Annotated in this window: 19 protein-coding genes and 1 other annotated feature; of the genes, 11 read left to right on the plus strand and 8 right to left on the minus strand. The window is 65.6% G+C overall.

Going from position 1 to position 23,367, the window contains the following annotated elements:
- Positions 1 to 48 precede the first annotated feature (48 nt).
- From RVY76_RS00425 to RVY76_RS00435, 3 genes are all read right to left on the minus strand, one after another.
- Positions 49 to 564 carry a hypothetical protein gene (locus RVY76_RS00425; protein WP_317375045.1) on the minus strand — a complete coding sequence of 172 codons (516 nt, stop codon included), beginning with the start codon at positions 562 to 564 and terminating at the stop codon, positions 49 to 51.
- Positions 565 to 630: 66 nt separating this feature from the next.
- On the minus strand, positions 631 to 3,591 hold the full coding sequence (locus RVY76_RS00430; protein ID WP_317375047.1) for an ExeM/NucH family extracellular endonuclease: 2,961 nt from the start codon (positions 3,589 to 3,591) through the stop codon (positions 631 to 633).
- Positions 3,592 to 4,175: 584 nt separating this feature from the next.
- Positions 4,176 to 4,886: a hypothetical protein gene (locus tag RVY76_RS00435; RefSeq protein WP_317375049.1), complete on the minus strand. Its 711-nt coding sequence runs from the start codon at positions 4,884 to 4,886 to the stop codon at positions 4,176 to 4,178.
- A 216-nt stretch (positions 4,887 to 5,102) separates the two neighbouring features.
- Between RVY76_RS00435 and RVY76_RS00440 the strand changes: the two genes are divergently transcribed.
- The 11 genes from RVY76_RS00440 to phnE (RVY76_RS00490) all read left to right on the plus strand — a co-directional run bounded on the left by RVY76_RS00440 (position 5,103) and on the right by phnE (RVY76_RS00490) (position 20,230).
- A complete protein-coding gene (locus RVY76_RS00440; protein ID WP_317375050.1) occupies positions 5,103 to 6,554 on the plus strand; it encodes an exopolysaccharide biosynthesis polyprenyl glycosylphosphotransferase in 1,452 nt (483 codons plus the stop codon).
- Positions 6,555 to 6,644: 90 nt separating this feature from the next.
- Positions 6,645 to 6,702 (plus strand) — a sequence feature (sul1 is cis-regulatory element that is thought to sense ions involved in sulfur or methionine metabolism; They are found in Alphaproteobacteria).
- Between the two features lie 72 nt (positions 6,703 to 6,774).
- A complete protein-coding gene (locus RVY76_RS00445; RefSeq protein WP_410795998.1) occupies positions 6,775 to 8,256 on the plus strand; it encodes a SulP family inorganic anion transporter in 1,482 nt (493 codons plus the stop codon).
- 13 nt (positions 8,257 to 8,269) lie between these two features.
- Positions 8,270 to 9,124 carry a universal stress protein gene (locus RVY76_RS00450; RefSeq protein WP_317375052.1) on the plus strand — a complete coding sequence of 285 codons (855 nt, stop codon included), beginning with the start codon at positions 8,270 to 8,272 and terminating at the stop codon, positions 9,122 to 9,124.
- A 170-nt stretch (positions 9,125 to 9,294) separates the two neighbouring features.
- The gene (locus RVY76_RS00455) at positions 9,295 to 11,499 is read left to right on the plus strand and encodes an ATP-binding protein (RefSeq protein WP_317375054.1); all 2,205 of its coding nucleotides are present in this window, start codon (positions 9,295 to 9,297) and stop codon (positions 11,497 to 11,499) included.
- A gap of 124 nt (positions 11,500 to 11,623) precedes the next feature.
- Positions 11,624 to 12,667: an efflux RND transporter periplasmic adaptor subunit gene (locus RVY76_RS00460; RefSeq protein ID WP_317375056.1), complete on the plus strand. Its 1,044-nt coding sequence runs from the start codon at positions 11,624 to 11,626 to the stop codon at positions 12,665 to 12,667.
- 4 nt (positions 12,668 to 12,671) lie between these two features.
- Positions 12,672 to 15,725: an efflux RND transporter permease subunit gene (locus RVY76_RS00465; protein WP_317375057.1), complete on the plus strand. Its 3,054-nt coding sequence runs from the start codon at positions 12,672 to 12,674 to the stop codon at positions 15,723 to 15,725.
- Between the two features lie 76 nt (positions 15,726 to 15,801).
- A complete protein-coding gene (locus tag RVY76_RS00470) occupies positions 15,802 to 16,683 on the plus strand; it encodes a shikimate dehydrogenase (RefSeq protein ID WP_317375059.1) in 882 nt (293 codons plus the stop codon).
- A gap of 77 nt (positions 16,684 to 16,760) precedes the next feature.
- A complete protein-coding gene (gene phnD / locus RVY76_RS00475) occupies positions 16,761 to 17,714 on the plus strand; it encodes a phosphate/phosphite/phosphonate ABC transporter substrate-binding protein (RefSeq protein ID WP_317375060.1) in 954 nt (317 codons plus the stop codon).
- An 85-nt stretch (positions 17,715 to 17,799) separates the two neighbouring features.
- Positions 17,800 to 18,618: a phosphonate ABC transporter ATP-binding protein gene (phnC, locus tag RVY76_RS00480; RefSeq protein WP_317375062.1), complete on the plus strand. Its 819-nt coding sequence runs from the start codon at positions 17,800 to 17,802 to the stop codon at positions 18,616 to 18,618.
- On the plus strand, positions 18,618 to 19,421 hold the full coding sequence (gene phnE / locus RVY76_RS00485; RefSeq protein WP_317375063.1) for a phosphonate ABC transporter, permease protein PhnE: 804 nt from the start codon (positions 18,618 to 18,620) through the stop codon (positions 19,419 to 19,421). The genes phnC and phnE (RVY76_RS00485) overlap by 1 nt, the downstream gene beginning before the upstream one ends.
- Positions 19,418 to 20,230: a phosphonate ABC transporter, permease protein PhnE gene (gene phnE / locus RVY76_RS00490; RefSeq protein ID WP_317375065.1), complete on the plus strand. Its 813-nt coding sequence runs from the start codon at positions 19,418 to 19,420 to the stop codon at positions 20,228 to 20,230. Before phnE (RVY76_RS00485) ends, phnE (RVY76_RS00490) begins: the two co-directional genes overlap by 4 nt.
- A 5-nt stretch (positions 20,231 to 20,235) precedes the next feature.
- Here phnE (RVY76_RS00490) and RVY76_RS00495 read toward each other — a convergent pair whose 3' ends face one another.
- The 5 genes from RVY76_RS00495 to RVY76_RS00515 are packed head-to-tail and all read right to left on the minus strand — an operon-like array spanning position 20,236 to position 23,366.
- On the minus strand, positions 20,236 to 20,604 hold the full coding sequence (locus RVY76_RS00495) for a Na+/H+ antiporter subunit G (RefSeq protein ID WP_317375067.1): 369 nt from the start codon (positions 20,602 to 20,604) through the stop codon (positions 20,236 to 20,238).
- Entirely contained in the window at positions 20,601 to 20,870 is a 270-nt protein-coding gene (locus tag RVY76_RS00500) for a K+/H+ antiporter subunit F (RefSeq protein WP_317375069.1), read from the minus strand. The genes RVY76_RS00495 and RVY76_RS00500 overlap by 4 nt, the downstream gene beginning before the upstream one ends.
- On the minus strand, positions 20,867 to 21,358 hold the full coding sequence (locus RVY76_RS00505; RefSeq protein WP_317375070.1) for a Na+/H+ antiporter subunit E: 492 nt from the start codon (positions 21,356 to 21,358) through the stop codon (positions 20,867 to 20,869). Before RVY76_RS00505 ends, RVY76_RS00500 begins: the two co-directional genes overlap by 4 nt.
- Positions 21,355 to 22,992, minus strand: coding sequence for a monovalent cation/H+ antiporter subunit D (locus RVY76_RS00510; protein ID WP_317375071.1), 1,638 nt, complete (start codon positions 22,990 to 22,992; stop codon positions 21,355 to 21,357). The genes RVY76_RS00505 and RVY76_RS00510 overlap by 4 nt, the downstream gene beginning before the upstream one ends.
- On the minus strand, positions 22,992 to 23,366 hold the full coding sequence (locus RVY76_RS00515) for a Na+/H+ antiporter subunit C (protein WP_317375072.1): 375 nt from the start codon (positions 23,364 to 23,366) through the stop codon (positions 22,992 to 22,994). The genes RVY76_RS00510 and RVY76_RS00515 overlap by 1 nt, the downstream gene beginning before the upstream one ends.
- Position 23,367: the final 1 nt, after the last annotated feature.

Here is a 23,367-nt window from a genome sequence, read left to right on the forward strand (position 1 = left end):
TCCGGGCATCCCGGCCCCCGGCGATCTTCGCCGGGGGTCGGATCGCGTTCAGCCCGCGATGCGCCTGCGCAGGCGCAGCAGGGCAAGCCCCGACAGCAGCAGTACGCCGCCCGCCGGAAGCGGGATCACGGCGGGAGCGCTCACCCGGCTGATCTCGATCTCGGCGGCGGTGAAGAAGTCCGAGGATGCGAAGCTTTCGCCGCTTCCGAATTCCCCCGTCAGAACGGCAAGCGACAGCGCTCCGCCATCGTCGAAGAGAAGCTCCAGACGGTCGGTCCCCTCTCCGACCTCGAATCCGAAATCGTCGATCTCGAGGAAATCCGGGAACGCAATGAACCCGATCTCCTGATCGGCCTCGGGCATGAGGGCAAAGGTGGCTGTGACGTCGATCCCCGACGCCGACGTTCCGAAGAACGAAAGATCGCCGCCGGCGAAATAACCGGCACTGCCCGATGCCATGAGGAACGGCGCATCGAGCTGATACCCCAGCGTCGCGGCATGGGCGCCCCCTCCCGATGCGGCGAGTCCCGCTGCGACGACGAGGCTGGTGGCGAACTGTCTCATGTTTGTCTCTCCCTGATGATGTGAATCTGCGCGCGCGACCCGCCCCGGGCCGCGCGGCTTTCGAGGTCAGAGCAGCGGTGCGCTGTCCTCGGTGAAGACCAGCTCCTCGAAGGTCGCATCGCGGATGATCAGCGTGTCGCCGTCATTCTCGAGCTGCAGGAACGTATTCCGGCCGAGCTCCCGGATATCGGCGATCCCCGTGCCGCCGAGATCGATCATGTCGCCCTCTGCCGCGTCGTAATCGATGACCTGGGCATTGTTGCGCATGCCGATCTCGTCGGTGAACTCGAAAACGTCCGCGCCCGCGCCGCCGGTCAGCAGGTCCATCCTGCCGCCGCCCGAGACGATCCGCTCATTCGCATCGGTGCCGATCAGCCTGTCGTTGCCGCTCGTGCCCAGAACCAGTTCGAACTCAGGCTCGGAGGAAAGGTCGAGCCCCACCACGATCGGATCGTGGTCCGAGGCGCGCGCGGGACTGTCCCCGTCGAAGAGGCCCTGATCTTGCGGACGCAGCTGCCCGGTGAACGTCCCCTCGAGATTGTAGTCGAAGAAGACGGGTTCCTCGTCGTTGATGTCCCAGATCGTGGCACCGGTGACCTGATCCCTCAACGCGTCGCTGGCAAGCGCATAGTCGAGCGTGCCGACCTGTCCCGAAAAGCGATAGGAGGTGCTCTCGAAACCCTCGTATTGCGCCACGAGGTTGGTGAATCCCGCGGCTTCGAGGATCTTCAGCGGGTCTTCCTGCGCGTAGGAGTTGAGATCGCCGAGGATCAGCTTGTCGGGATCGTCGGACCCGGTCGGATTGCTGGCGAGCCAGGCATCGACCGCCTCGGCCGCCTGGGAGCGCGCCTCGTTGTTGGCCCCCGCCCCGTCGCCGTTATCGCGGTTGTCGCCGAACGGGCTGACCGATCCCTTGGACTTGAAGTGGTTCGCGACGGCGGTGAAGCGCTCGCCGCTCGCCAGTTCCTCGAAGGTCACGGCCATCGGCACGCGGTTGCTGCCCGGCCCCTCGAAGAGCGCATGGCCCGGATCGACGCCGAGATCCGCAAGCTGATCGTCGGTCAGCGTCGCGACGCTGGTGCCCTCGGCGATGCGCGTCGTGGAGGAATTATAGAGGAAACCGACCGAGATCGCATCGCCGCCCACGAATTCCTGACCCGGATCGACGAAGGCCCAGGGGGCGTCGTCGAGCCCTTCGTTCAGCCGCTCGACCAGCGTCTTGATCGCGAATTCGCCGCCCGCGAAGTCGTTCTCGATCTCGTTGAGCGAGATGACATCCGTATCCATGCCCTGGATGATCGTGACGAGCTTCTCGGTCTGGCGTTCGAACGCGGCCTCGCTCTCGGCACCGCGGGGGCTCGCGCCGATATCGGTCCGACCGTCAAGCGTGGTGAAGTAGTTCAGCACGTTGAGCGATCCGACCTTGTAGTCGCTCCCCACATCCGCAGGCGTTTCGGGACGGTCGCTGTCGCCCACCGGCTCGAATTCCGCATCATCGGGCAGACGCAGGCGCCATTCGCCGAAATCGTAATCCATGATCGCGGTGAGGTCGTAATCCTGGCCCATCCGGACGCCGTCCGCGACCGAGAAGAGATCGCCGTCGGGCTCGGGGATCGGGTCGAAATCGCCGCGGCGCGCATTGGTGCCGTCGTCGATCGCGATGGTGCGGTCGGCCACTTCCTCGAGATAGGCCTCGTTGCCCGCGCGATCCGGGTCGTTCAGCTGCGTGTACTGATAGACCGGTCCGCCCGCGGCCATCGTGCCGATGTTGAAGGCTTCGTAGTCGAAGGTCTCGGTAAAGGTCAGCGGCTCGCTGAAATCGATCAGCATGCTCTCGACGGCCTCCCGGTCCTCGATCGCGGGAAGCGCCATCTCGAGGGCGAGCGACAGGACGTCCGGCTCGACCGCCTTGCCCTCGATGCGGATCTCGCTCACCTCGATGGTGGTCTTGTCGAAGCGTTCGATCACCGTTCCCAGAACGCGCACGCGGTCGCCCTGCGCGACATCCACGTCGGTCATCGCCCCCTCGAAGGCGAAGATCCCTTCGGAGGTCATGTCGTCATCGTCGAAATCCTCGCGCTCCTCCATCAGGAAGAAGCCGCCGAGGTCGCGGAACGTGTCTCCGTCGCCGGTCTGGAAATCGCCGGTCACGATCGCCTCGACGACGACATTCTGCCCGACCATCCCGCTTGCGGAACCGGTGCCCTGGATCGCGCTGATGAGCGTCGGTTCGTCGTCGATCGTGACGTCGCCTCCGCCCTCGCCACCGTCACCGCCGCCGACGCTCGTGCCGGCGGTGGGCGTGTTCGGGGGGCTGTCGTTGTTGAAGGACAGGATCTCGAAATCCGAGGCGTTGTCGGTATCGACGCCGTCGTCGACGCGGCCCACGCCCGCGGGCAGGAAGCTGCCGTCGGGACCGATCACGGGCGCGTCGAAGGCGAAGAATTCCGGCCCCTCGCCATCGCTCACGCCGACCGCGTCGAGCACGATCTCGGAGCCCGACACGATGCCGTCCCCAAGGCTCGCCGTCTCGACCAGCGCGATCGTGTAGGACGAGTTCTCGATCGAGTTGTCGCCGATCTCGACATTTGGGGTCACGTTGTAGGTCGCGGCCGCGATGCCGTTCGCGGCGAGGAAGAAACCGTTCTCGCCGATCGCGTCACCGGCTCCGAAATCGAGCCGGAAGTCGATATCCCCGTTCGCCGCCTGATCGTCGCTTTCGACCACGATGATGCTGAGGCCGTCGAGCGATGTTCCGGGCGTGCCGAAAAGCTCGATATATTCGCTGTCGGCTCCCGTGGTCGATCCCAGCACCTCGTTGATGACGAGTGTCTGCGACGTGGCAGAGGCCGTGACCGTGTCGTCGCCCAGATCCTGCGCCCCCAGCGCGTCCAGCATGGCCGAGAGATTCCGCGCACCTGCGCTCGCGGCGGAAGCGGCGACCTGATCGGCGAAATCCAGCAGTTTGAGCGCGTCGTCGCCGGGCCCGGCCGCAATGTTCGAGGGAATCCCTGAGGGTTGAGCCATGATCGTCGTCCTTCCGGAAGGGTATGGTAATGGGATGGCCCGGTTTCCCCGAGCGTCGGCTCCCTACTCTAGGCGGATTGTAACACGCATATTAAGGTTAACCGGAATTCGGATCGGATGCGTGGCCGCGGTGAGACAGTTTTTGACGCAGTGCGTAACGGCTCGCGTCGAATGCCCAACAGGGACGCGCCGAGCGAACGGAACGGGGCCGAGGTGAAGGCAGACCATCGCCCCGAGCCGGCCGGAACAGCACTCGAAAAGGCTGGCGGACGGAGAGCGAATGCGACTTTGCCGAGGAACGCGCCCTCGACCAGTTCCGGGCAGGCGCACCCCCGCGTCGTCGGATTTCGAGGTCGAGGTCAGGATGCTCACGGCTGGGGTCACGAGATCACCGCCGAACGCGCGGCGGGTTATCGCGCAGTATGGGGGGCTTTGCGACTCAGTCCCAACGCATCCTGCCGTTGCATAGCTGGACCGGACGCGCCGATCGATATGCGGGTTCAGACCGTTTGGGGCGTGTGGCTTTGCACGACGGCATTCGGCCGATCGTCAGCGTGCCGGTGATGCAGGGACGGAATCCTGCGTTACCGAGGGAATGACCGCGGAACGGTCGCGACCTTCAGGAAAAGCGCCAGCAGGAAAAGCGCGGGAATCCCGAGTTCGAGGAATTCCTCAAGGATGCCCGCGTTGCGATCGACCGGCGCGGACACGTCGATCCCCCAGGGCGAGAGCTTGCGCGCAAGGCCGTCGATCGCCTTGCTGAAGACGACCACGGCCATGCCCCCCGCGAATGCGAGCGCCCAAGGCGCGCCGCCGCGCAATGCCCGCACAAGGTCGGGGCCGCGATGCCGGATCAGCGAGACGATCGTCCAGACCAGAACCGCCCAGATCGCCAGTGCCAGGATCTTTTCCCGGACGGGCGTGTCGTAGAACAGGATCTTGGTGCTCAGGATGCCTTCGGACGTGAACCTCTTGTCGGCGTCGAATTCCCGCGCCGCCATGAAGAGAAGGACCATCGGCACCGCCCAGAAGGAATGCCGCCCCATGATCCGCAGATAGGCCCCGATCACGACCAGATAGCCGACCATCGACATCGTCTCGACGGATCCACCCTCGCGCGTGAGTTTCTCGCCCGGAGCGAGCGCTCCCGCGTCGAGCGCGATGACAAGCGCCGAGACGAGCGCGAAGATCATCACCCACACGATTCCCTCGGCCAGCCGCGCCGGACGTTCCACGCGGTCCGAGAGAGATCCCGAGGTCGCGCTACGGTCGGTCGCTTCGTGATGTCGGTACACTGCCGCAGCTCTCCTCGAATCGTCCCGTTCGCCGCCCGATGCGTGGGGAGGCCGCATCCAATCACGACGGATGTGGACCTTCAAGCCAAGGCACCCCGCGACATCGCGTCAGGAATGTCATCCGGATGCGATCCCGGGCCTGGCTGTGTTAGAACGCGGTTAACGCCCATGCGTCATGATTGCCACCGAACACCACCGCGGAGATATTTCGGACCGATGAAAGACCTGACCGAGATGCCGAAAGCCGATCTCGGCGCCGCAGCCGAACACGTGCTGAACGACCTGCGCTGGCCGTCGCTCCCGCCGATCTGGATCTCCTGCGCGGCGATCCTCGTGGACCTGCCTATACTGGCCGTGGCGTTCTGGTTCGCCCAATACGCCGCCACGCCCGCGCATCTCTTCGCCTCCGGCGAGGCCGCGATGACCGGCATCGCGGCGGCGCTTGCGACCTGTGCGATGATGATGGGGGTCGCGGGCTACGGTCCGCGTCTGCTGCGCTCGGCCCCGCGCGCTCTGTCCCGATGCGTTCTGGCCCTCGTCCTGCCGGTCGCGATCATGACCTTTTCGCCCCCTGTCGAGCCCGCAAGCTTCGTATCAGCCGCGATCATCGCCGCCGCGGCGGCACTGGTGCCGCTCAGGCTCGGATGGGCGGCGATCATGGCGTGGGTCTTCGGTATGCGGCTCCTCGACAGGCGCGCGGTGGTGGCCGGCGGCGGAGAACACGCGCTCGCGCTGATCCAGGGGCTCGCGCGGATGCCCGAGAACGACATCCGCATCTGCGGCATCTTCGACGACCGCGACGATCTGCGCTCGCCCGTGCAGGTCTCGGGCGTGCCGAAGCTCGGCGGTTACGACGATCTCATCGTCTTCGCCCGCCGCTCGGAAATCGAGATGGTGATCGTGGCCCTCCCGCTGGAGGCGGAGCGGCGGATCTCGTGGCTCCTCTCCTCGCTGCGGGTCCTGCCGCTCGAAGTGCGGCTCTCGGCCTTCAGCGACGGATTCACCTTCGCGAGGGCGGGGCGCTATCCGCTCATCTCCAAGATGCGGCACGATTTCGGACCGGAATGCCGCCTGACGAAGCGCGTCTTCGACGTCGTCTTCGCCGCGCTCGCGATCGTGCCCTTCGCGCCCATCATGCTGATCGCGGCGCTCGCGATCCGGCTCGAGAGCCGCGGCCCCATCTTCTTCCGCCAGCGGCGCCATGGCTACAACGACCGCATCATCGAGGTGCTGAAGTTCCGTTCGATGTATCACGATCAGGCCGATCCGGAGGCGCGCAGCGTCGTGACGCGGGGCGATCCGCGGGTGACGCGGGTCGGGCGCTTCCTCCGCAAGAGCTCCATCGACGAGCTTCCGCAGCTCTTCAACGTGCTCAAGGGGGACCTCTCGCTCGTCGGGCCGCGGCCCCATGCGGTCGACGCGATGTCGAGCCGCAGGCAGAGGTTCGAGCGCATCGTCGACGGCTATTCCGCGCGTCACCGCCTGCCGCCCGGCATCACCGGCTGGGCGCAGATCCACGGCTGGCGAGGCGAGATCGACGACCCCGTCAAACTGCAGGCCCGCTTCGAGCACGACCTGCATTATATCGAGAACTGGTCGCTCTGGCTCGACCTCAAGATCCTGATGCTGACGCCCTTGCGGCTCTTCGATACCCGTTCCGCCTATTGAGAACGGGGCGGGCGGGGCACGGCCAGGGCCAAGGTCGTCCGCCCCTCCGGTTGCAAAAGAAGGGCCGCTCGCTTAATGGCTCGGCCATCGCAGGGACTCGGGTGAAATTCCCGGGTGGCTCTCCCGGCCGCCGATCCGCCGGGTAAACCAGAAAATCATTTTCAGTGATTCCCCGGCGGGGCGATCGCCCGCGCCGGGCAGGAACGGGACAATCGAAATCATGGATTTCTCCGCATACCGGAACCAGTGGTTCGGGAACGTGCGCGGCGATCTCTTGTCCGGGATCGTCGTGGCGCTCGCCCTCATTCCCGAGGCCATCGCCTTTTCAATCATCGCGGGGGTCGACCCCAAGATCGGCCTCTACGCGTCATTTTCCATCGCGGTCGTGACCGCGATCGCGGGGGGGCGTCCGGGGATGATCTCGGCCGCGACGGCCGCGACGGCCGTGCTGATGGTCACTCTCGTGGCCGATCACGGGCTGCAATACCTTCTCGCGACCACCGTGCTGGCGGGGCTGCTGCAGATCGCGGCGGGTGCCGCCCGGCTGGGGCAGCTGATGCGGTTCGTCTCGCGTTCGGTGATGACAGGATTCGTTAACGCACTCGCCATTCTCATCTTCATGGCGCAAATTCCCGAACTCGTGGGCGTTCCGGCGCTGACCTATCCGCTGGTGGCCGCGGGCCTCGCGATCATCTACCTCTTTCCCTACGTGACGAAGGCCGTGCCATCGCCCCTCGTGACGATCGTCGTGCTGACGATCGTCGTCCTCGTCATGGGATGGGACGTGCGGAACGTGGGCGATATGGGCGAGTTGCCCGACACGCTGCCGATCTTCCTCATTCCCGACATCCCCCTGACGTTCGAGACGCTCGCGATCATCTTTCCCTACGCGGCCGCCGTGGCCGTCGTGGGGCTGCTCGAAAGCCTGATGACCGCGAATATCGTGGACGATCTGACCGACACGCCCTCGAACCGGAACCAGGAATGCGTGGGACAGGGCCTCGCCAACACGGCGACGGGCTTCATCGGCGGAATGGCTGGCTGCGCCATGATCGGCCAGTCGATCATCAACATCAAATCGGGCGGTCGCGGACGCCTCTCGTGTTTCGTGGCGGGGGTGTTCCTGCTGATCCTCGTCGTGGCGCTGGGCGACATCGTGGCGCGGATCCCGATGGCGGCGCTCGTCGCGATCATGATCATGGTCTCGATCGGGACGTTCTCGTGGTCGTCGATCAAGGATCTCAGGACCCACCCGCGATCCTCTTCCGTGGTGATGCTCGCGACGGTGGCGGTCGTGGTCTATACCCACAACCTCGCCATCGGCGTGCTGGTCGGCGTCCTGCTGTCGGGGATCTTCTTCGCAGCCAAGATCGCGCAGCTCTTCCATGTCCGCTCGAGCCTGTCGGACGACGGCAAGGTCAGGACCTATCACGTCGAGGGGCAGCTCTTCTTCGCGTCGGCCGAGGATTTCATGGCGGCGTTCGACTTCCGCGAGGCGACCGAACGGGTCGTCATCGACGTGAGCCGCGCGCATATCTGGGACATTTCCTCTGTTGCGGCGCTCGACATGGCCGTGCTCAAGTTCCGCAGGGACGGCTCCGAAGTCGAGATCAGGGGCCTGAACGAGGCGTCGGAGACCATCGTCGACAGGCTCGGCGTGCATGACAAGCCGGACGCGCTCGAAAAGCTCAGCGCGCATTGAGGGAGGAGACGTCATGACCAACAAGATCATCGCCCTGGTGGATGGCTCCACCTATTCAAAGAGCGTTTGCGACCATGCCGCCTGGATCGCCGGACGCGGCGACACCCCGGTCGAGATCCTGCACGTGCTCGGCCGCCGCGAGAGCGGGGGATCGGGGTCGGACCTGTCGGGTGCGATCGCGCTCGGCGCGCGGAGCAGTCTGCTCGAACAGCTCTCCGGCCTCGACGAGCAGCGCGCGAAGCTGTCGGTCCATCGCGGTCGCGCGATCCTCGAGGATGCGAAGGCGATCCTCGAGGAGGCGGGCGTGCACGCCACCGAGCATCTGCGTCACGGCGACCTCATCGAGGCCATCGCCGACAAGCAGGACGATGCCGAAATGATCCTGATCGGCAAGCGCGGCGAGGCTGCCGATTTTGCCAAGGAGCATCTCGGCTCGAACCTCGAACGGGTGATGCGCGCCATCGAGAAGCCACTTTTCGTGGTCTCGCGCGCCTTCCGTCCGATCGAGCGCATCCTCGTCGCCTATGACGGCAGCGCGAGCGCCATGCGCGCGATCGAGTATCTGTCACGCAGTCCGATCACCAAGGGGCTGTCGGTCAGGATCGTGACCGTCGGGCATTCCGACGACCAGACACGCAAGCGGCTTGCCGATGCGCGCAGCAAGCTCGAACGTGCCGGGATGCAGGTCGATACCGACATCGTGTCCGGCCAACCCGAGACGGCGATCGGCACGGTCGTCGAGGAGGACAGGTTCGATCTGCTGGTGCTGGGCGCGTCGGGCCATTCGCGGCTGCGCGCCCTCTTCGTGGGGTCTACCAGTCTCGAACTCATCCGCACCTGCAAGGTGCCGATCCTGCTCCTGCGCTAGGCAGGCGACCTGCCGAGGGCCGAGTGTGCCGGTTCGGAATGGAGGGGGGGAGGTTTCGCCGCGAAACCTCCCCCCTTCTGTTCGGTGACGGTCGGCTCGGATGTCGAAGGCTCGTGAAGGATCTTTTTACGCTCTCCTGACAATGTGGCGCGGTCAGGGATTTAGTTTGCATGATTCATTCTCCGAGTGCCGAGCTCTCGATTTTCGAGGAGCGCTACAGCGAGGCTGGATTGTTCCGGCGCTATGCGCGCGGCCGCATACGCAATTTCTGGAACAGGCAATTGTTCGTCGCGATGGCGGCGTTCAGCCTGTCGCTGGTCGTCACGCCGGTCTTCGCGTTCGTGGCCCTTCCGGTCATCGCCGTCACCGATGCGCTCGACTGCATCTTCCTGAGACGGTTGCTGCGTCTCTATCCCAGCGGTCCGATCTCGCACAGCGCTTCGCGCGAGATGGAGCTGATGGCGGGGCTGTCGTCCTTCTGCGTGAGCGTCGCGGTCATGCTGGCGATCGCCAGCTTCCTGACCCCGGACGTGGTCATCGTCATGATCGCGCTGTCCGCGGGTGGGGTGCTGAACGCCTTGCTGACCTATTCCTATGCGCCGCGAATCGCCGTCCTGCGCGCGGGTGGCGTGGTCTGCGGGATGATCGTACTGCTGATTTACCTTTTCGAGATCGCGGGGTTCGGCACGACCGCCGTGGTCCTGAATACCGGCGCGTCGGTCATGGCGCTGTTCCTGGTGGTGGTCGCGGCATGCGATCTGCATCGCGGCTTCGTGCGGCGCGTGAAATGGCAGCGCAACATGCTCAGGCGCGGGGTCGAGCTGGAGGCCGCGCACAGGTCGCTGAAGACCCAGACCGAGCTTGCCACCCGGTTGTCGAAGGCCACGCAATCGGTAAATGACCTGATCCTGATCGCGGATGCCGACGGCCGGATCGAATTCGTGAACGATGCCTTCGTCCGGATGACGGGGTGGAGGGAAGAGGATCTGACAGGAGAGACCTGCCGGGACTTCTTTGCCGACGTGGCCCCGGCATTGCGGCTGGAGATCTCGCGGGCGATCAACCAGCACGAGATGCTCCGGACCGAGCTGTGCCTTAAGGATGGCGACGGCGACATGCGGTGGTTCGAGGCGGAGATCGCACCGCTCGTCGATCGCGATCGTCTGACCGGCCACATCAACGTGATGCGGGATGTCACCGACAAGAAACAGAAGGAGCGCGAGCTCGAGGCCGCGCGGCTCGAGGCGGAGGAGAGCCTGAGGGTGAAGGGCAATTTCCTCGCCATGATGAGCCACGAGATCCGCACGCCGTTGCACGGGATCCTCGCGACCACCGACCTGCTGGAGCGGACCGGGATCGACGAGACGCAGCGCACCTATATCGAGACGCTGAAATGCTCGGGCTCGGCGCTTCTCGACATCATCAACATGGTGCTCGACGTCACGGCTCTCGAACGGGGACGGATGGTTCTCGCGCGTGATCCGTTCGATCCCGCGGCCTGCCTCAGGGAGGTGGTGGGCCTCATGCGGGCGCTGGCGGAACAGAAGGGAATCGATCTGGTCCTGACGCTCGACGACGGGCTGCCGGCCGGCATGCTGGGCGATGCGGGCCGCCTGCGCCAGATCCTGCTGAACCTCGTCGGAAACGCGTTGAAGTTCACGCAGGAGGGGCAGATCCGCGTCCGGGCACGCCGGAAGGGGGAGGAAATGATCCTGTCGGTCGAGGACACCGGCATCGGGATCTCTCCCGACCGGCTCGAGAAGATCTTCGACAGTTTCGCGCAGGAGGACGAGGATCGCGGCCGCCGGTTCGGTGGAACGGGGCTCGGCCTGTCGATCTCGCTGCAGCTGATCCAGCGGATGGGCGGCGACATCAGGGTCGAGAGCCGGTTGACGGAAGGATCGACCTTCACGGTCACGCTGCCCATCGCCGAGGCGGAGCTGCCCGCCGCCGAAACGGCAGTAGCCGAGCCCGCGGCGGGAGCCTTCGAGGGGATCCGCATGCTGGTGGCCGAAGACAACAAGACGAACCGGTTCCTCCTCGAACGGCTGCTGAAGGGCACGGATATCGAGCTGCATTTCGCGACCGACGGGTTCGAGGCGGTCGAGCTTGCCCGGACACTTTCGCCGCAGCTCATCCTGATGGACGTGTCGATGCCGGGCATGGACGGATGCGAGGCGACGCGGACGATCCGATGCGGCGAGCGTGCCGACCGGCCGCGCGTGCCGATCATCGCCCTGACCGCCAACGCCTTCGAAAGCGACCGGCAGGCATGTCTCGAAGCGGGGATGGACGACATCCTGCACAAGCCCATCGACCGCAAGACGCTTCTCGCCGCGATCGCGAATATCGGAATGAACCGCGCTGCGGCCTGATGCCGCACGGCGCGCCCGTGTGATTTGACAAATATCGCCGATCGGCCGATGGGGCGCGGTCAGAGCGGTAGCGGCAACACGCGAACCGCGTGCGCCCGACCTTCAGCGAGGATACGTGACCGCAATGACCGCATTCCATCGCCTTCTCCTGATCGCGTTTCTCGTGCCGTCGCTTGCCGCGGCGCAGGAGCAGATCCTGCGTCCCGTCAAGCTGATGGAACTCGCGGCGGGCGACGGGATCGTCGAACGTCAGTTCTTCGGACGGGTGCGCGCGCGCGATACGGTGGACCTGGCCTTTCAGGTGGGCGGTCAGATCGTCGAGTTTCCCGTGGCCGAGGGGGCGCCGCTTCCGGCCGGAACGCTGGTCGCGCAGCTGAACTCCGAGCCCTTCGAGAGGGGATTGCGCCGGGCGGAGGTGAACCTCGCCAAGGCCGAGCGCGATCTTGCCCGCCTGCGCGAGTTGTCGGGATCAAGTGTCTCGGACGTGCAGATCCGCGACGCCGAGACGACGCGCGACCTGGCCGAGATTGCGGCCGAGGAGGCGCGCGACGCGCTCGAGGACGCGACGCTCAGGACGACGTTCGACGCGCTGGTCGCGCGGCGCGAGGTGGCGAACCAGACGACGATCTCGGCCGGTCAGCCGGTCGTGCGGTTGCACGACATGTCGGAGCTTCGGGTCGATATCGACGTGCCCGAGGTGCTCTTCCGCGAGGCCGACGGCACCAGCATCACGTTCGAGGCGAGCTTTCCGGGATCTTCCGAGAGCTACGATCTGGTACTGCGGGAATTCGAGGCGGAGACGACCGACATCACGCAGACCTTCACGATCACGCTCGCCTTCGACGAGGAGGTGCCGTCCTGGGTCCTGCCCGGCGCGACCGCGACCGTGACCGCGCGGCTGGAGGACGAGGCCGACGACCTGATCGTCCCCGAGGGCGCGATCGTGTTCGATGCGGCCCGCGATCCGGGCGTCATGGTGTTCGAGCCATCGCAGGACGATCCCGATCTGGGCGTCGTCAATCGTGTCCCGGTCGCCATCTCGGTCAACGACGATGCCGGGATCGTGCTGACCGAAGGCCCGGAACCGGGTGCCTTCATCGTGAGCTCGGGGGCGAGCCAGCTCGAGGACGGACAGCGCGTCCGCCGCTATACCGGGCTCGGGAACTGAGGCGATGGGCATAGCGCGCGCGGCGATCGACCGGTCGCTCATTACCTGGATCCTGATGCTCGCCTGCGTGCTGGGCGGGCTCTGGGGCTTCGCGACGCTGGGCCGCCTCGAGGATCCGGCCTTCACCATCAAGAACGCGATCATCCTGACGCAATATCCCGGCGCCTCGGCCGAGGAGGTCGCGCGCGAGGTTTCCGAGCCGCTCGAATCGGCGATCCAGCAGATGTCCGAGGTCGACACGATCACCTCGTCGAACAAGCCGGGGCTCAGCCGCATCTCGGTCGAGATCAGCGACACGTTCGACGGCACCCAGTTGCCGCAGATCTGGGACAAGCTGAGGGCCCGGGTAGGAGATGCGCGCCGATCGCTTCCCTCGGACGCGGCAGCGCCCATCGTCAACGACAGTTTCGGCGACGTCTACGGGATCTTCTACGCCGTCACGGCTCCGGGCTTCAGCGATTCCGAGATCCACGATATCGGCGATTTCATGCGCCGCGAGATCCTCGCCGTCGAGGGCGTGGCCGACGTATCGGTATCGGGGCTGCCCGAGGAGGCGATCTTCGTCGAGCCCAACAACGCGATCATCAGCAATCTCGGGATACCGCCGAACGCGATCGCGCAGGCGATCGAGACGTCGAACGCCGTCGTGCCGGCCGGATCGGTGCGACGCGCGGGGCAGGAGATCAGGCTGCAGGCCCCCGAGGGTTCGGGCACGGTGGAGGCGATCCGCGAACTGACCATCGGGATCGGCGGGCAGATCGTCGACATGACCGATTTCGCGACCGTCTCGCGGGGGCGGGTCGAGGACCCGTCGATGATCATCCGGCATGACGGCGTCGAGGCGTTCACGATCGGCGTGTCGGGGCAGGACGGGCTCAATATCGTCGATGTGGGCGAACGGGTGGATGCGCGGCTCGACATGCTGAGGGCCGACATTCCGGTGGGCGTCGACCTGCACCCGATCTACCAGCAGCACGAGGTGGTTCACGAGGCGTCGAACGCGTTCCTCGTCAACCTCGCCCTGTCGGTGGTGATCGTGGCAGCGGTGCTCGCGCTTTTCATGGGATGGCGCGCGGCGGTCGTGGTGGGCACGACCCTGTTCCTGACGGTGGTGGGGACCATCGCCTTCATGGCCGTCTTCGGGATCGAGATGGAGCGGATCTCGCTCGGGGCGCTGATCATCGCGATGGGGATGCTGGTCGACAACGCCATCGTGGTGGCCGAGGGCATGCAGAGCGACATGTCCGCCGGAAAGCCCTCGCGCGAGGCGGCGGAGGATGTGGCGGGCAAGACGCAGATCCCGCTGCTGGGCGCGACCGTGATCGGCATCATGGCCTTTTCGGGGATCGGACTGTCGCCGGATGCGACGGGCGAGTTCCTGTTCTCGCTCTTCGCGGTGATCGGGATCTCGCTGCTCTTGTCGTGGCTGCTGGCCATCACGGCGACGCCGCTTCTGGCGCATTACGTGTTCCGGCGCGGCACGGGCGAGGTCGGAAGCTATGACGGTCCGGTCTTCCGCAGCTATGCGGCCGTGCTGCGGCTGGCGCTGAGGCTGCGCTGGCTGGTGGTCGCCGGACTGATCGGGATCACCGCCGCCTGTTACGTCGGCTTCGGCATGGTGGCCCAGCAATTCTTTCCCGACAGCAACACCCCCATCTTCTACGTGCATTACAAGCTGCCGCAGGGCGGCGACATCCGCGCGACGGCCGAGGACATGAGGGCGGTCGAGGACTGGCTGATGGAGCGCGACGAGGTCGTCGCGGCCACCACCTTCGTGGGCGGAGGGGCCACACGGTTCATGCTGACCTACGCCCCCGAGGAAGGGTTGAAGACCTACGGCCATATCATCATCCGGACGCGCAGCCTGGAGGACATCCCGCCGCTGCGCGCCGATCTGGAGGCGTTCGGGCGCGCGGCGTTGCCCGAAGGGGAATTCCGGACCGAGCGGCTGGCCTTCGGGCCGGGCACCGGCGCGCCCATCGCGGTGCGCTTTTCCGGACCGGACCCGGTCGTCCTGCGCGGGCTTGCCGACGAGGCCGCGACGCGGATGCGCGAGGGATCGGACAGGTTGCAGGATCTGCGCACCGACTGGCGCGAGCGCGAGCTCACGCTCAGGCCTCTTTACGACGAGGGACGCGCGCAGACGGCGGGCGTCGCGCGCAACGACGTGGCCGACGCGCTCGCCATCGCGACCGAGGGCGTGACGGTCGGCACCTATCGCGAGAGCAGCCGCCTCATCCCGATCGTCGTGCGTTCGCCCGGTGCGGCGACCGAAGGGGGCAGCCACCTGTTCGATCAGCCGGTCTATTCGCAGGCTTCCGAAAGCTATGTGCCGCTCGCGCAGCTTCTCGACGGTTTCGGCTACGAGGCGCAGGACACGCTGATCCGCCGGCGCAACCGGGTGCCGACGATCAGCGTCCAGGCCGGCGTGCCGGCGGGGGTCAACGCCGATTCGGTCTTTCGGGAGATCCGCCCGACGATCGAGGAGATGCAGATCCCCGAAGGCTACGTCATGGAATGGGGGGGCGAGTTCGAGAGCTCCAGCGACGCGCAGGAAAGCCTCGGCAGGCAGCTGCCGCTGTCGCTTCTGGCGATGGTGCTCATCTCGGTCCTGCTCTTCGGACGGCTGCGCCAACCGCTCGTCATCTGGCTGCTGGTGCCGATGGCGGTCAACGGGGTGGCGATCGGGCTGCTCGTCTCGGGGCTTCCCTTCTCGTTCACGGCGCTGCTGGGCCTCCTGAGCCTGTCGGGCATGCTCATCAAGAACGGCATCGTCCTTGTCGAGGAGATCGACCTCACCCGCGCCGAGGGCGTGCCCTTCACGCAGGCGGTGATCGAGGCATCGACATCGCGTCTCCGGCCCGTGGTGCTGGCCGCGGTCACGACGATCCTCGGGATGCTGCCGCTGCTCTGGGATGCGTTCTTCGCCTCGATGGCGGTAACGATCATGGGCGGGCTGGCCTTCGCGACCGTCCTGACGCTGATTGCGGCACCGGTTTTCTACTATCTCTTCTTCCCGAAAGCCCGCCGGGAGGAGCAGGAAGCGGCCGCGGCCTGAGCGACGGCCATCGCCGCTTCACGCCACCGCGCCGCATGTCTATCCTCGCGCGACTGATCATTGCGCGGGGAAAGACATGGATTTGCGACTGGGCCTTATCGGCGATCACATCACACGGTCGCGCGCGCCGCGCCTGCACAGGCTGGCCGGGGGGCAGAGCGGTATCGATGTCCGGTACGACAGCCTGATCCCCGCCGATCTGGGGCAGGGGTTCGACGAGATCCTCGATGCATGCGGGAAGGGCGGCTATCGCGGGGTCAACGTGACCTATCCCTACAAGGAACGCGCCGCCGCGCTGGTGCCGGTCGAGGATCCGCTGGTCCAGGCGATGGGCGCGATCAATACCGTGATCTTCGGCGAGGATGGCCCGGTCGGGTACAACACCGACCATACGGGCTTCATCGCGGCCTATGAGCGGACGCGCGGCAAGGCCGAACCGGGGGTCTGCCTGATGATCGGAGCTGGGGGAGCCGGACGCGCGGTGGCCTTCGCGCTGGCCGCGCTGGGATTGCGGGAATTGCGGCTCGTCGATCTCGATATCGGCCGTGCCGAACGTCTTGCCCTCGACCTGCAGGAGGCACGTCCGGAAGTGATCGTCCGCATCGGTCCCGATCCGGTCTCCATGGCCGAGGGGGCGCATGGCATCCTCAATTGCACGCCGCTCGGGATGGACGACAATCAGGATGCGGCGCTCGGGGCCGAGGCGATGGAGGGCGCGGAATGGGTCTTCGACGCGGTCTATACGCCGCGCGACACGCCGTTCCTGAAGGGGGCCGCGACGGCCGGTTGCCAGATCGTCCCGGGATGGGAGCTGTTCTTCTATCAGGGGGTGCATGCCTGGACGCTTTTCGCGGATCGTCAGCTCGACGAGGATCGGCTGCGACGCGACCTGTTGGCCGAGGAGGAGGCCGGGTCGGCACCGGGCGCACCGGGCGCGCCGGGTGCGGATAATTCGTGACGGAACGGCCTCGGCCTGTCACGCTGGCGTTACATACATCTTTCATTAACCCGGCAACCAAACCGGAGAGGACCGAGATGATTTCGAAATATTCCGCATTGATCGGTGTCGTTGCGCTGGGCCTTGGCGTTCCCGCCCATGCGCAGTTCCAGCTCAGCGACCGCTACAGCGACGAAGACGGCGATCTCATGGCCGATGTCCCGAGCGACGAAAGCGACCTGATCGACCCGTCGACGCTGATCTTCTCCTATACGCCCGTCGAGGATCCGGCGGTCTACGAAGGGGTCTGGGAGGGTTTTCTCGATCACCTGTCCGAGGTGACGGGCAAGGACGTCCAGTTCTTCCCGGTGCAGAACAACGCGGCCCAGATCGAGGCGATGCGCGCCGGCCGCCTGCACGTGGCGGGCGTGAACACGGGCGGCACGCCGCTTGCCGTGGCTTGCGCGGGCTTTCGGCCCTTTGCGATGATGGCGGCCAATGACGGGTCGTTCGGCTACGAGATGGAGATCATCACCTATCCCGATTCCGGCATCGAGAGCGTCGAGGACATCGCAGGCAAGACGATGACCTTCACCTCCGAGACGTCGAATTCGGGCAACAAGGCCCCTTCGGCGATCCTCGAGACGGAGTTCGGCCTGACCGCCGGAGAGGATTTCGACGTGAGCTATTCGGGCGCGCACGATTCGTCGGTCCTGGGTGTCGTCAATCAGGACTACGAGGCCGCGGCGGTCGCGAATTCGGTCCTGAACCGGATGCTGGAACGGGACGTGGTGAGCCGGGACCAGATCGAGACGATCTATACCTCCGAGACCTTCCCGACGACCGCCTACGGCACGGTCTACAACCTCACGCCCGAACTTCAGGACAGCATCCGCGAGGCATTCATGAGCTTCGATTGGGAAGGCACCGCGCTCGCCCAGGAATTCCTCCAGAGCGGCGAGGAGCAGTTCATCGAGATCTCGTTCAAGGACGACTGGGCCGTGATCCGCACGATCGACGAGGCGAACGGCGTGACCTACGAGTGCAACTGACGTTTTTCGGTGACAGAGCGCAGGTGGGCGGCCAAAGTGCCGCCCACCTGCACTTGATGCATACCTGCGACCGGAGATCCGCGCGATGCTGAAGCTCGAAGGGCTGTCGAAGACCTACGCCACCGGCGACACTGCGCTTGGCGATGTGAACCTCGAGGTCGAAAAGGGCCAGATCGTCGGCCTGATCGGGCCATCGGGTGCGGGCAAGTCGACGCTCATCCGCTGCATCAACCGCCTGGTCGAGCCGACCAAGGGCAAGGTGATTCTGGGCGAGGTGGATCTCGCCCGGCTCGGCAAGTCGGAACTGCGCCGGCAACGGCGGCGGATCGGCATGATCTTTCAGGAATACGCGCTGGTCGAGCGTCTGACGGTGATGGAGAACGTACTGTCGGGGCGGCTCGGCTACGTTCCGTTCTGGCGCAGCTTCCTTCGCCGCTATCCCGGCCGCGACGTGCAGAATGCCTATCGCCTGCTCGACCGGGTGGGGCTGATCGATCATGCCGACAAGCGGGCCGACGCGTTGTCGGGCGGCCAGAGGCAGCGCGTGGGTATCGCGCGCGCACTGGCGCAGGAGCCGGAACTGCTGCTGGTGGACGAGCCGACCGCCAGCCTCGATCCGAAGACGAGCCGCCAGATCATGCGCCTTCTGACCGAGATCTGCGACGAGAGGGGCTTGCCCGCGATCGTCAATATCCACGACGTGCCCCTCGCGCAGCAATTCGTGCAGCGCATCGTCGGGCTGCGCGCAGGCCGCATCGTGTTCGACGGGCGGCCCGACCAGCTGAGCCAGTCCGTCCTGACCGAAATCTACGGGGCCGAGGATTGGGACGCGATGCGCAAGGAGGATGCGGAGCAGAAGGCCGCCGAGGAGGACGATCGCACGCGTCTCGAGGCGATCGCCTGATGCGGGAGAGCTATCCCGCGCGCTGGAGCCGCCCGCCGCAGATCGTCACGGATCGCCGGCTTCGCATTGCGCTGCAGCTGGGTGCGGCGATCTATCTGCTTCTGGCCTTCGGCACGATCGAGGTGGACTGGCAGCGCGTGGCGGTCGGCATGGAGCGCGGACAGCGCTTCGTCGCGGGGTTCCTCCAGCCCGATTTCGTCAGCCGCTGGAACGACATTCTGCGCGGCCTGATCGAAAGCCTGACGATGACGCTGACCTCGACGATCCTGGGTGTCGCGCTGTCGGTGCCGATCGCGATCGGAGCGGCGCGCAACCTCGCGCCGCGCCCGGTCTATTATGTCTGCCGTTCGATCATTGCCGTCAGCCGGTCTCTGCAGGAGATCATCATCGCGATCTTCCTCGTCGCGATGTTCGGCTTCGGGCCGTTCGCGGGGTTCCTGACGCTTTCCTTCGCGACGATCGGATTCCTGGGCAAGCTGCTCGCCGACGATATCGAGGAGATCGACGCGCGGCAGGCTGAGGCGGTGCGCGCCACCGGGGCCTCCTGGGGGCAGCTTGTCAATTACGCGGTGCAGCCGCAGGTGATGCCGCGACTGATCGGGTTGTCGCTCTATCGTCTCGACATCAACTTTCGCGAGAGCGCCGTCATCGGCATCGTGGGGGCGGGCGGCATCGGCGCGACGCTGAACACCGCGATCGACCGCTACGAATACGACAGTGCCGGCGCGATCCTTCTCATCATCATCGGTGTCGTCATGCTCGCGGAATACGGGTCGAGCTATCTCCGGAAGTTCCTGCAATGAGCGAAATCGACCACTACTCCCAGGTCTGGACGCACAGGACGCCGCGTGCGCGGCTGTTCCTGTGGGCCTTCTGGGTGGCGCTTGCGGCGCTTGCCGTCTGGTGCTGGCAGATCATGACGGCGAACACGATCTGGGCCTTCGTCTGGGACGCCCCGCGGCAGGCGGCCGATATCGGCTCGCGCATGCTGCCGCCGCGCCTCAGCTATCTGCCGGAACTGATGGGGCCGCTCTGGGACACGATCAACATCGCGACGCTCGGCACGATCGGCGGCGTGATCATGGCGGTTCCGGTGGCGTTCATGGCCGCGCGCAACACCTCGCCCGCGCCGGTGATCCTGCGGCCCATCGCGCTTTTCATCATCGTGGCGTCGCGCTCGATCAACTCGCTGATCTGGGCGCTGCTGCTGGTCGCGATCATCGGGCCGGGGCTTCTGGCGGGGATCGTCGCGATCGCCCTCAGATCCATCGGCTTCGTGGGCAAGCTGCTCTATGAGGCGATCGAGGAGACGGATCGTCGCCAGATCGAGGCGATCGAAGCCACGGGTGCGAGCGGCGCGCAGGTCCTGAGCTATGGCATCGTGCCGCAGATCCTGCCGGCCTTCTGGGGGATCTCGGTCTTTCGCTGGGACATCAACATCCGCGAAAGCACGATCCTGGGCCTCGTCGGGGCAGGGGGCATCGGGATCAAGCTTTCGGCGTCAATGAACACGCTCGCCTGGTCGCAGGTGACGGTCATCCTGCTTCTGATCCTGGCGACCGTGATCGTCAGCGAATGGATCTCGGCCAAGGTGCGCAAGGCGCTGATCTGACGCGATCAGATCGTGCGGTCGGGCGGCTGATCCTGAGTGGCCCAGATATCGTCGTTCTGGGGCTTCGGGGGCGTGGCGTCCGTCACGCCGCGATGGATGTTCACCTTCGAGATGAAATGCGCCGAGATCGGGGCCGTCACGAAGAGAAACGCCATGATCAGCATCTCGTGCAGCGATCCATCGTGATGCGCGAAGGCGTTGATCATCGAGGCGAGAAGCAGCGCCCCCACGCCGAGGGTCGATGCCTTGGTCGGCGCATGGAGCCGTTTCATGGGGCTGTTGAGCTTCACCAGGCCGATCGAGCCCACCAGGATGAAGACCGCACCCACGATCACCCAGAAGACGATGAGGATATCGACGATCGTTTCGGTCATTCGATGATGTCCCCCCTCAGCACATAGCGGGCAAGCGCGACGGTCGAGACGAAGCCCAGCATCGCGAAGATCAACGCGCTTTCGTAATAGACTTGGGTGCCCCAGTTCATGCCGACCAGCACGATGATCGCGATGGCATTGATGACCATCGTGTCGAGCGCGAGAATCCGGTCGCCGACATTCGGACCCTTGAGCAGGCGCACGAATGCGAGGATCTGCGAAAGGGCCACGGCCCCGAACGCGATATGCAGCGCTAGGTCGATCATTCGAAGATCTCCTTCAATCGGCGCTCGAAACGGTTCTTGATGTCGTCGCGCACCACGTCCGGCTCTGGCGCGTCGAGCGCATGCACCAGAAGCGAATAGCCGTCGTCGCTCAGATCGGCGCTGACCGTTCCGGGGGTGAGGGTGATCGTGCCGGCGAGGACGGTGATCGCCTCGGGAGATTTGAGATCGAGGGGCACGACGACCCAGTTCGACTTCATCTGGCGGTTCGATTTGAACAGCACGATGATGGCGACCTGGATGTTGGCCTTGAGGATCTCCCAGATGACGACAAGCACATAGAAGGCGAGCTTGAAGGGGCGCACGATGCGGGGTCGGTCGGGCCAGTAGGCGGCGGTCAAGATCGGGATGAGAAGGGCCACGATCGTGCCGAAGACGATCGTGCCGAGGCCGATCGAACTGTTCAGCATGCACCAGACGACGACGAGCAGAAGCGTCAGGTAGGGGTGGGGAAGGATCCGCGCGATCATTCTGCCGCCTCCTCTTGGTCTGCGCCGCCCGTTGCGGCGTCGGCATCGCCGTAATCGTCACCGTGATACTCGATCACCTTGCCTTCGGTGCCAAGGATCGTCGCGATGTAGTCCTCGCCGTCGAAGAGCTGGGCGGCGGTTCTCTCGACCGTGGTCGTGACGGGGCCCGCGAAGATCGTGAGGGCGACGATCATCGCGAGGAGCATGCCGATCGAGACCGCCATGAGTGGCCCGGGATTGGGCGCACCGTCGGAAATGTTTGCCTCGTCGGCCTCGGTCTCGAACGCATCGGCCTGTTTCGCGGCGATCTGGTGCGATTTCCAGAAGACCTGGCTGCCCGCCCTTGCGAAACCGACGATCGCGACGAGGGACGTCAGAAGGATCACAGCCCATGAGATCACGGCGAGATCGGAGCCGCGCGCGGCATCGAGGACCAGAAGCTTTCCGATGAACCCCGAAAGCGGCGGAAGACCGCACATCGCGATCGCGGCGAGAAAGAACATTCCCGCCGTGAGGGGGCCGCCGCTGACGGGTGATCCCGCCTGCAGGTCGGTCCCGGCGCGACCGCGGCCCACCTGAACCGCGTCGACCAGCAGGAAGAGCACGGCCGTCGCAAGCGTCGAGTGCATCGCGTAATAGAGCGCGGCGGCGATACCCTGGGGCGTGAAGATCGCGAGCGCGGTCATCAGCATCCCCATCGATCCGATGGCTGCAAAGGCCACCAGCCGGTCGATGCGACCCGCCCCCAGAACGCCGATCATGCCGACGGCGAGCGACAGGAGCGCGGCCGGCAGGAGCCACGTGTCGAACAGCCCCTGCGTCACCGCCAGATCGGGCGGGAAGATCAGCGTGTAGATCCGGATGATGCAATAGGCACCGACCTTGGTCATGATCGCGAAGAGGGCTGCAACCGGGGCAGGGGCCTCGGAATAGCTCGCCGGAAGCCAGAAATGGAGCGGCAGCACCGCCGCCTTCACCGCGAAGACGAGGAGGAGCAGGACCGCAGCCACGCGGATCCCCGCCGAGGACCCCGCATCGATCGCGGCCACCCGCTGCGCCAGGTCGGCCATGTTGAGCGTTCCCGTCTCGGCATAGAGCGTGCCGAGCGCGAAGAGGAAGAGCGTCGATCCGAGCAGGTTGTAGAGCACGTATTGCGTGCCCGCCCTGAGCCGCGGCCCGCCGCCTGCGTGGATCATCAACCCGTAGCTCGCGATCAGGAGGATCTCGAAGAAGACGAAGAGGTTGAAGACGTCGCCCGTGAGGAAGGCCCCCATGATGCCCATGACCTGGAACTGGAAGAGGGCGTGGAAATGCTTGCCGCGCAGGTCCCAGCCGGACCCGATCGCATAAAGCAGGACGGGAAGTGCCAGCGCCGCGGTCAGCAGGGTCATCAGCGTCGACAGCCGGTCGGTGACGAGCACGATGCCGAACGGGGCCGCCCAGTCACCCAGCAGATAGACGTCGATCGACCCGTCGGACGCCCGCCAGAACAGGGCGATGGTCAGTGCGAGCAATCCGATCGTTCCGGCGACCGACAGGATCCGGGCGAGCGACGGTTGATGGCGCGCGGCGAGCACGATGATCGCCGCAAGCATGCCGGGAAGGAGGACGGGAACGACGGTCCAATGGCTCATCAGCTCGACTCTCCGCGTGCGGTGGCGGTTGCGTCGGGCTGGCCCGGGCGGACGTCGGGCGCATCGACGAGATCGTCGTCGCAGCTGAGCCACGAGCCGAGCGCGACCACGACGACCACGGCCGTCATCCCGAACGAGATCACGATCGCTGTCAGGACAAGAGCCTGCGGCAGCGGATCGGCGTAACGATCGACGCCGTCACGCAGCACGGCCGGCGCATTGGTCGTCAGTCGCCCTGCCGAGAACAGGAACACGTTCACCGCATAGGTCAGGAGCGAGATTCCGATGATTACCGGAAACGTCCTGAGGCGCAGCACGAGGTAGATGCCAGCGGCGGTCATGACGCCGATGGCGGACGCGACGAGAAGCTCCATG

This window comes from Palleronia sp. LCG004 (assembly GCF_032931615.1).
Taxonomy (GTDB): domain Bacteria; phylum Pseudomonadota; class Alphaproteobacteria; order Rhodobacterales; family Rhodobacteraceae; genus Palleronia.

Bases quoted from the DNA above. Each gene is read 5' to 3' on its own strand.
- RVY76_RS00425 (WP_317375045.1), bottom strand. From the start codon at position 564: ATGAGACAGTTCGCCACCAGCCTCGTCGTCGCAGCGGGACTCGCCGCA.
- RVY76_RS00430 (WP_317375047.1), bottom strand. From the start codon at position 3,591: ATGGCTCAACCCTCAGGGATTCCCTCGAACATTGCGGCCGGGCCCGGC.
- RVY76_RS00440 (WP_317375050.1), top strand. From the start codon at position 5,103: ATGAAAGACCTGACCGAGATGCCGAAAGCCGATCTCGGCGCCGCAGCC.
- RVY76_RS00445 (WP_410795998.1), top strand. From the start codon at position 6,775: ATGGATTTCTCCGCATACCGGAACCAGTGGTTCGGGAACGTGCGCGGC.
- RVY76_RS00450 (WP_317375052.1), top strand. From the start codon at position 8,270: ATGACCAACAAGATCATCGCCCTGGTGGATGGCTCCACCTATTCAAAG.
- RVY76_RS00455 (WP_317375054.1), top strand. From the start codon at position 9,295: ATGATTCATTCTCCGAGTGCCGAGCTCTCGATTTTCGAGGAGCGCTAC.
- RVY76_RS00460 (WP_317375056.1), top strand. From the start codon at position 11,624: ATGACCGCATTCCATCGCCTTCTCCTGATCGCGTTTCTCGTGCCGTCG.
- RVY76_RS00465 (WP_317375057.1), top strand. From the start codon at position 12,672: ATGGGCATAGCGCGCGCGGCGATCGACCGGTCGCTCATTACCTGGATC.
- RVY76_RS00470 (WP_317375059.1), top strand. From the start codon at position 15,802: ATGGATTTGCGACTGGGCCTTATCGGCGATCACATCACACGGTCGCGC.
- phnD (WP_317375060.1), top strand. From the start codon at position 16,761: ATGATTTCGAAATATTCCGCATTGATCGGTGTCGTTGCGCTGGGCCTT.
- phnC (WP_317375062.1), top strand. From the start codon at position 17,800: ATGCTGAAGCTCGAAGGGCTGTCGAAGACCTACGCCACCGGCGACACT.
- phnE (WP_317375063.1), top strand. From the start codon at position 18,618: ATGCGGGAGAGCTATCCCGCGCGCTGGAGCCGCCCGCCGCAGATCGTC.
- phnE (WP_317375065.1), top strand. From the start codon at position 19,418: ATGAGCGAAATCGACCACTACTCCCAGGTCTGGACGCACAGGACGCCG.
- RVY76_RS00495 (WP_317375067.1), bottom strand. From the start codon at position 20,604: ATGACCGAAACGATCGTCGATATCCTCATCGTCTTCTGGGTGATCGTG.
- RVY76_RS00500 (WP_317375069.1), bottom strand. From the start codon at position 20,870: ATGATCGACCTAGCGCTGCATATCGCGTTCGGGGCCGTGGCCCTTTCG.
- RVY76_RS00505 (WP_317375070.1), bottom strand. From the start codon at position 21,358: ATGATCGCGCGGATCCTTCCCCACCCCTACCTGACGCTTCTGCTCGTC.
- RVY76_RS00510 (WP_317375071.1), bottom strand. From the start codon at position 22,992: ATGAGCCATTGGACCGTCGTTCCCGTCCTCCTTCCCGGCATGCTTGCG.
- RVY76_RS00515 (WP_317375072.1), bottom strand. From the start codon at position 23,366: ATGGAGCTTCTCGTCGCGTCCGCCATCGGCGTCATGACCGCCGCTGGC.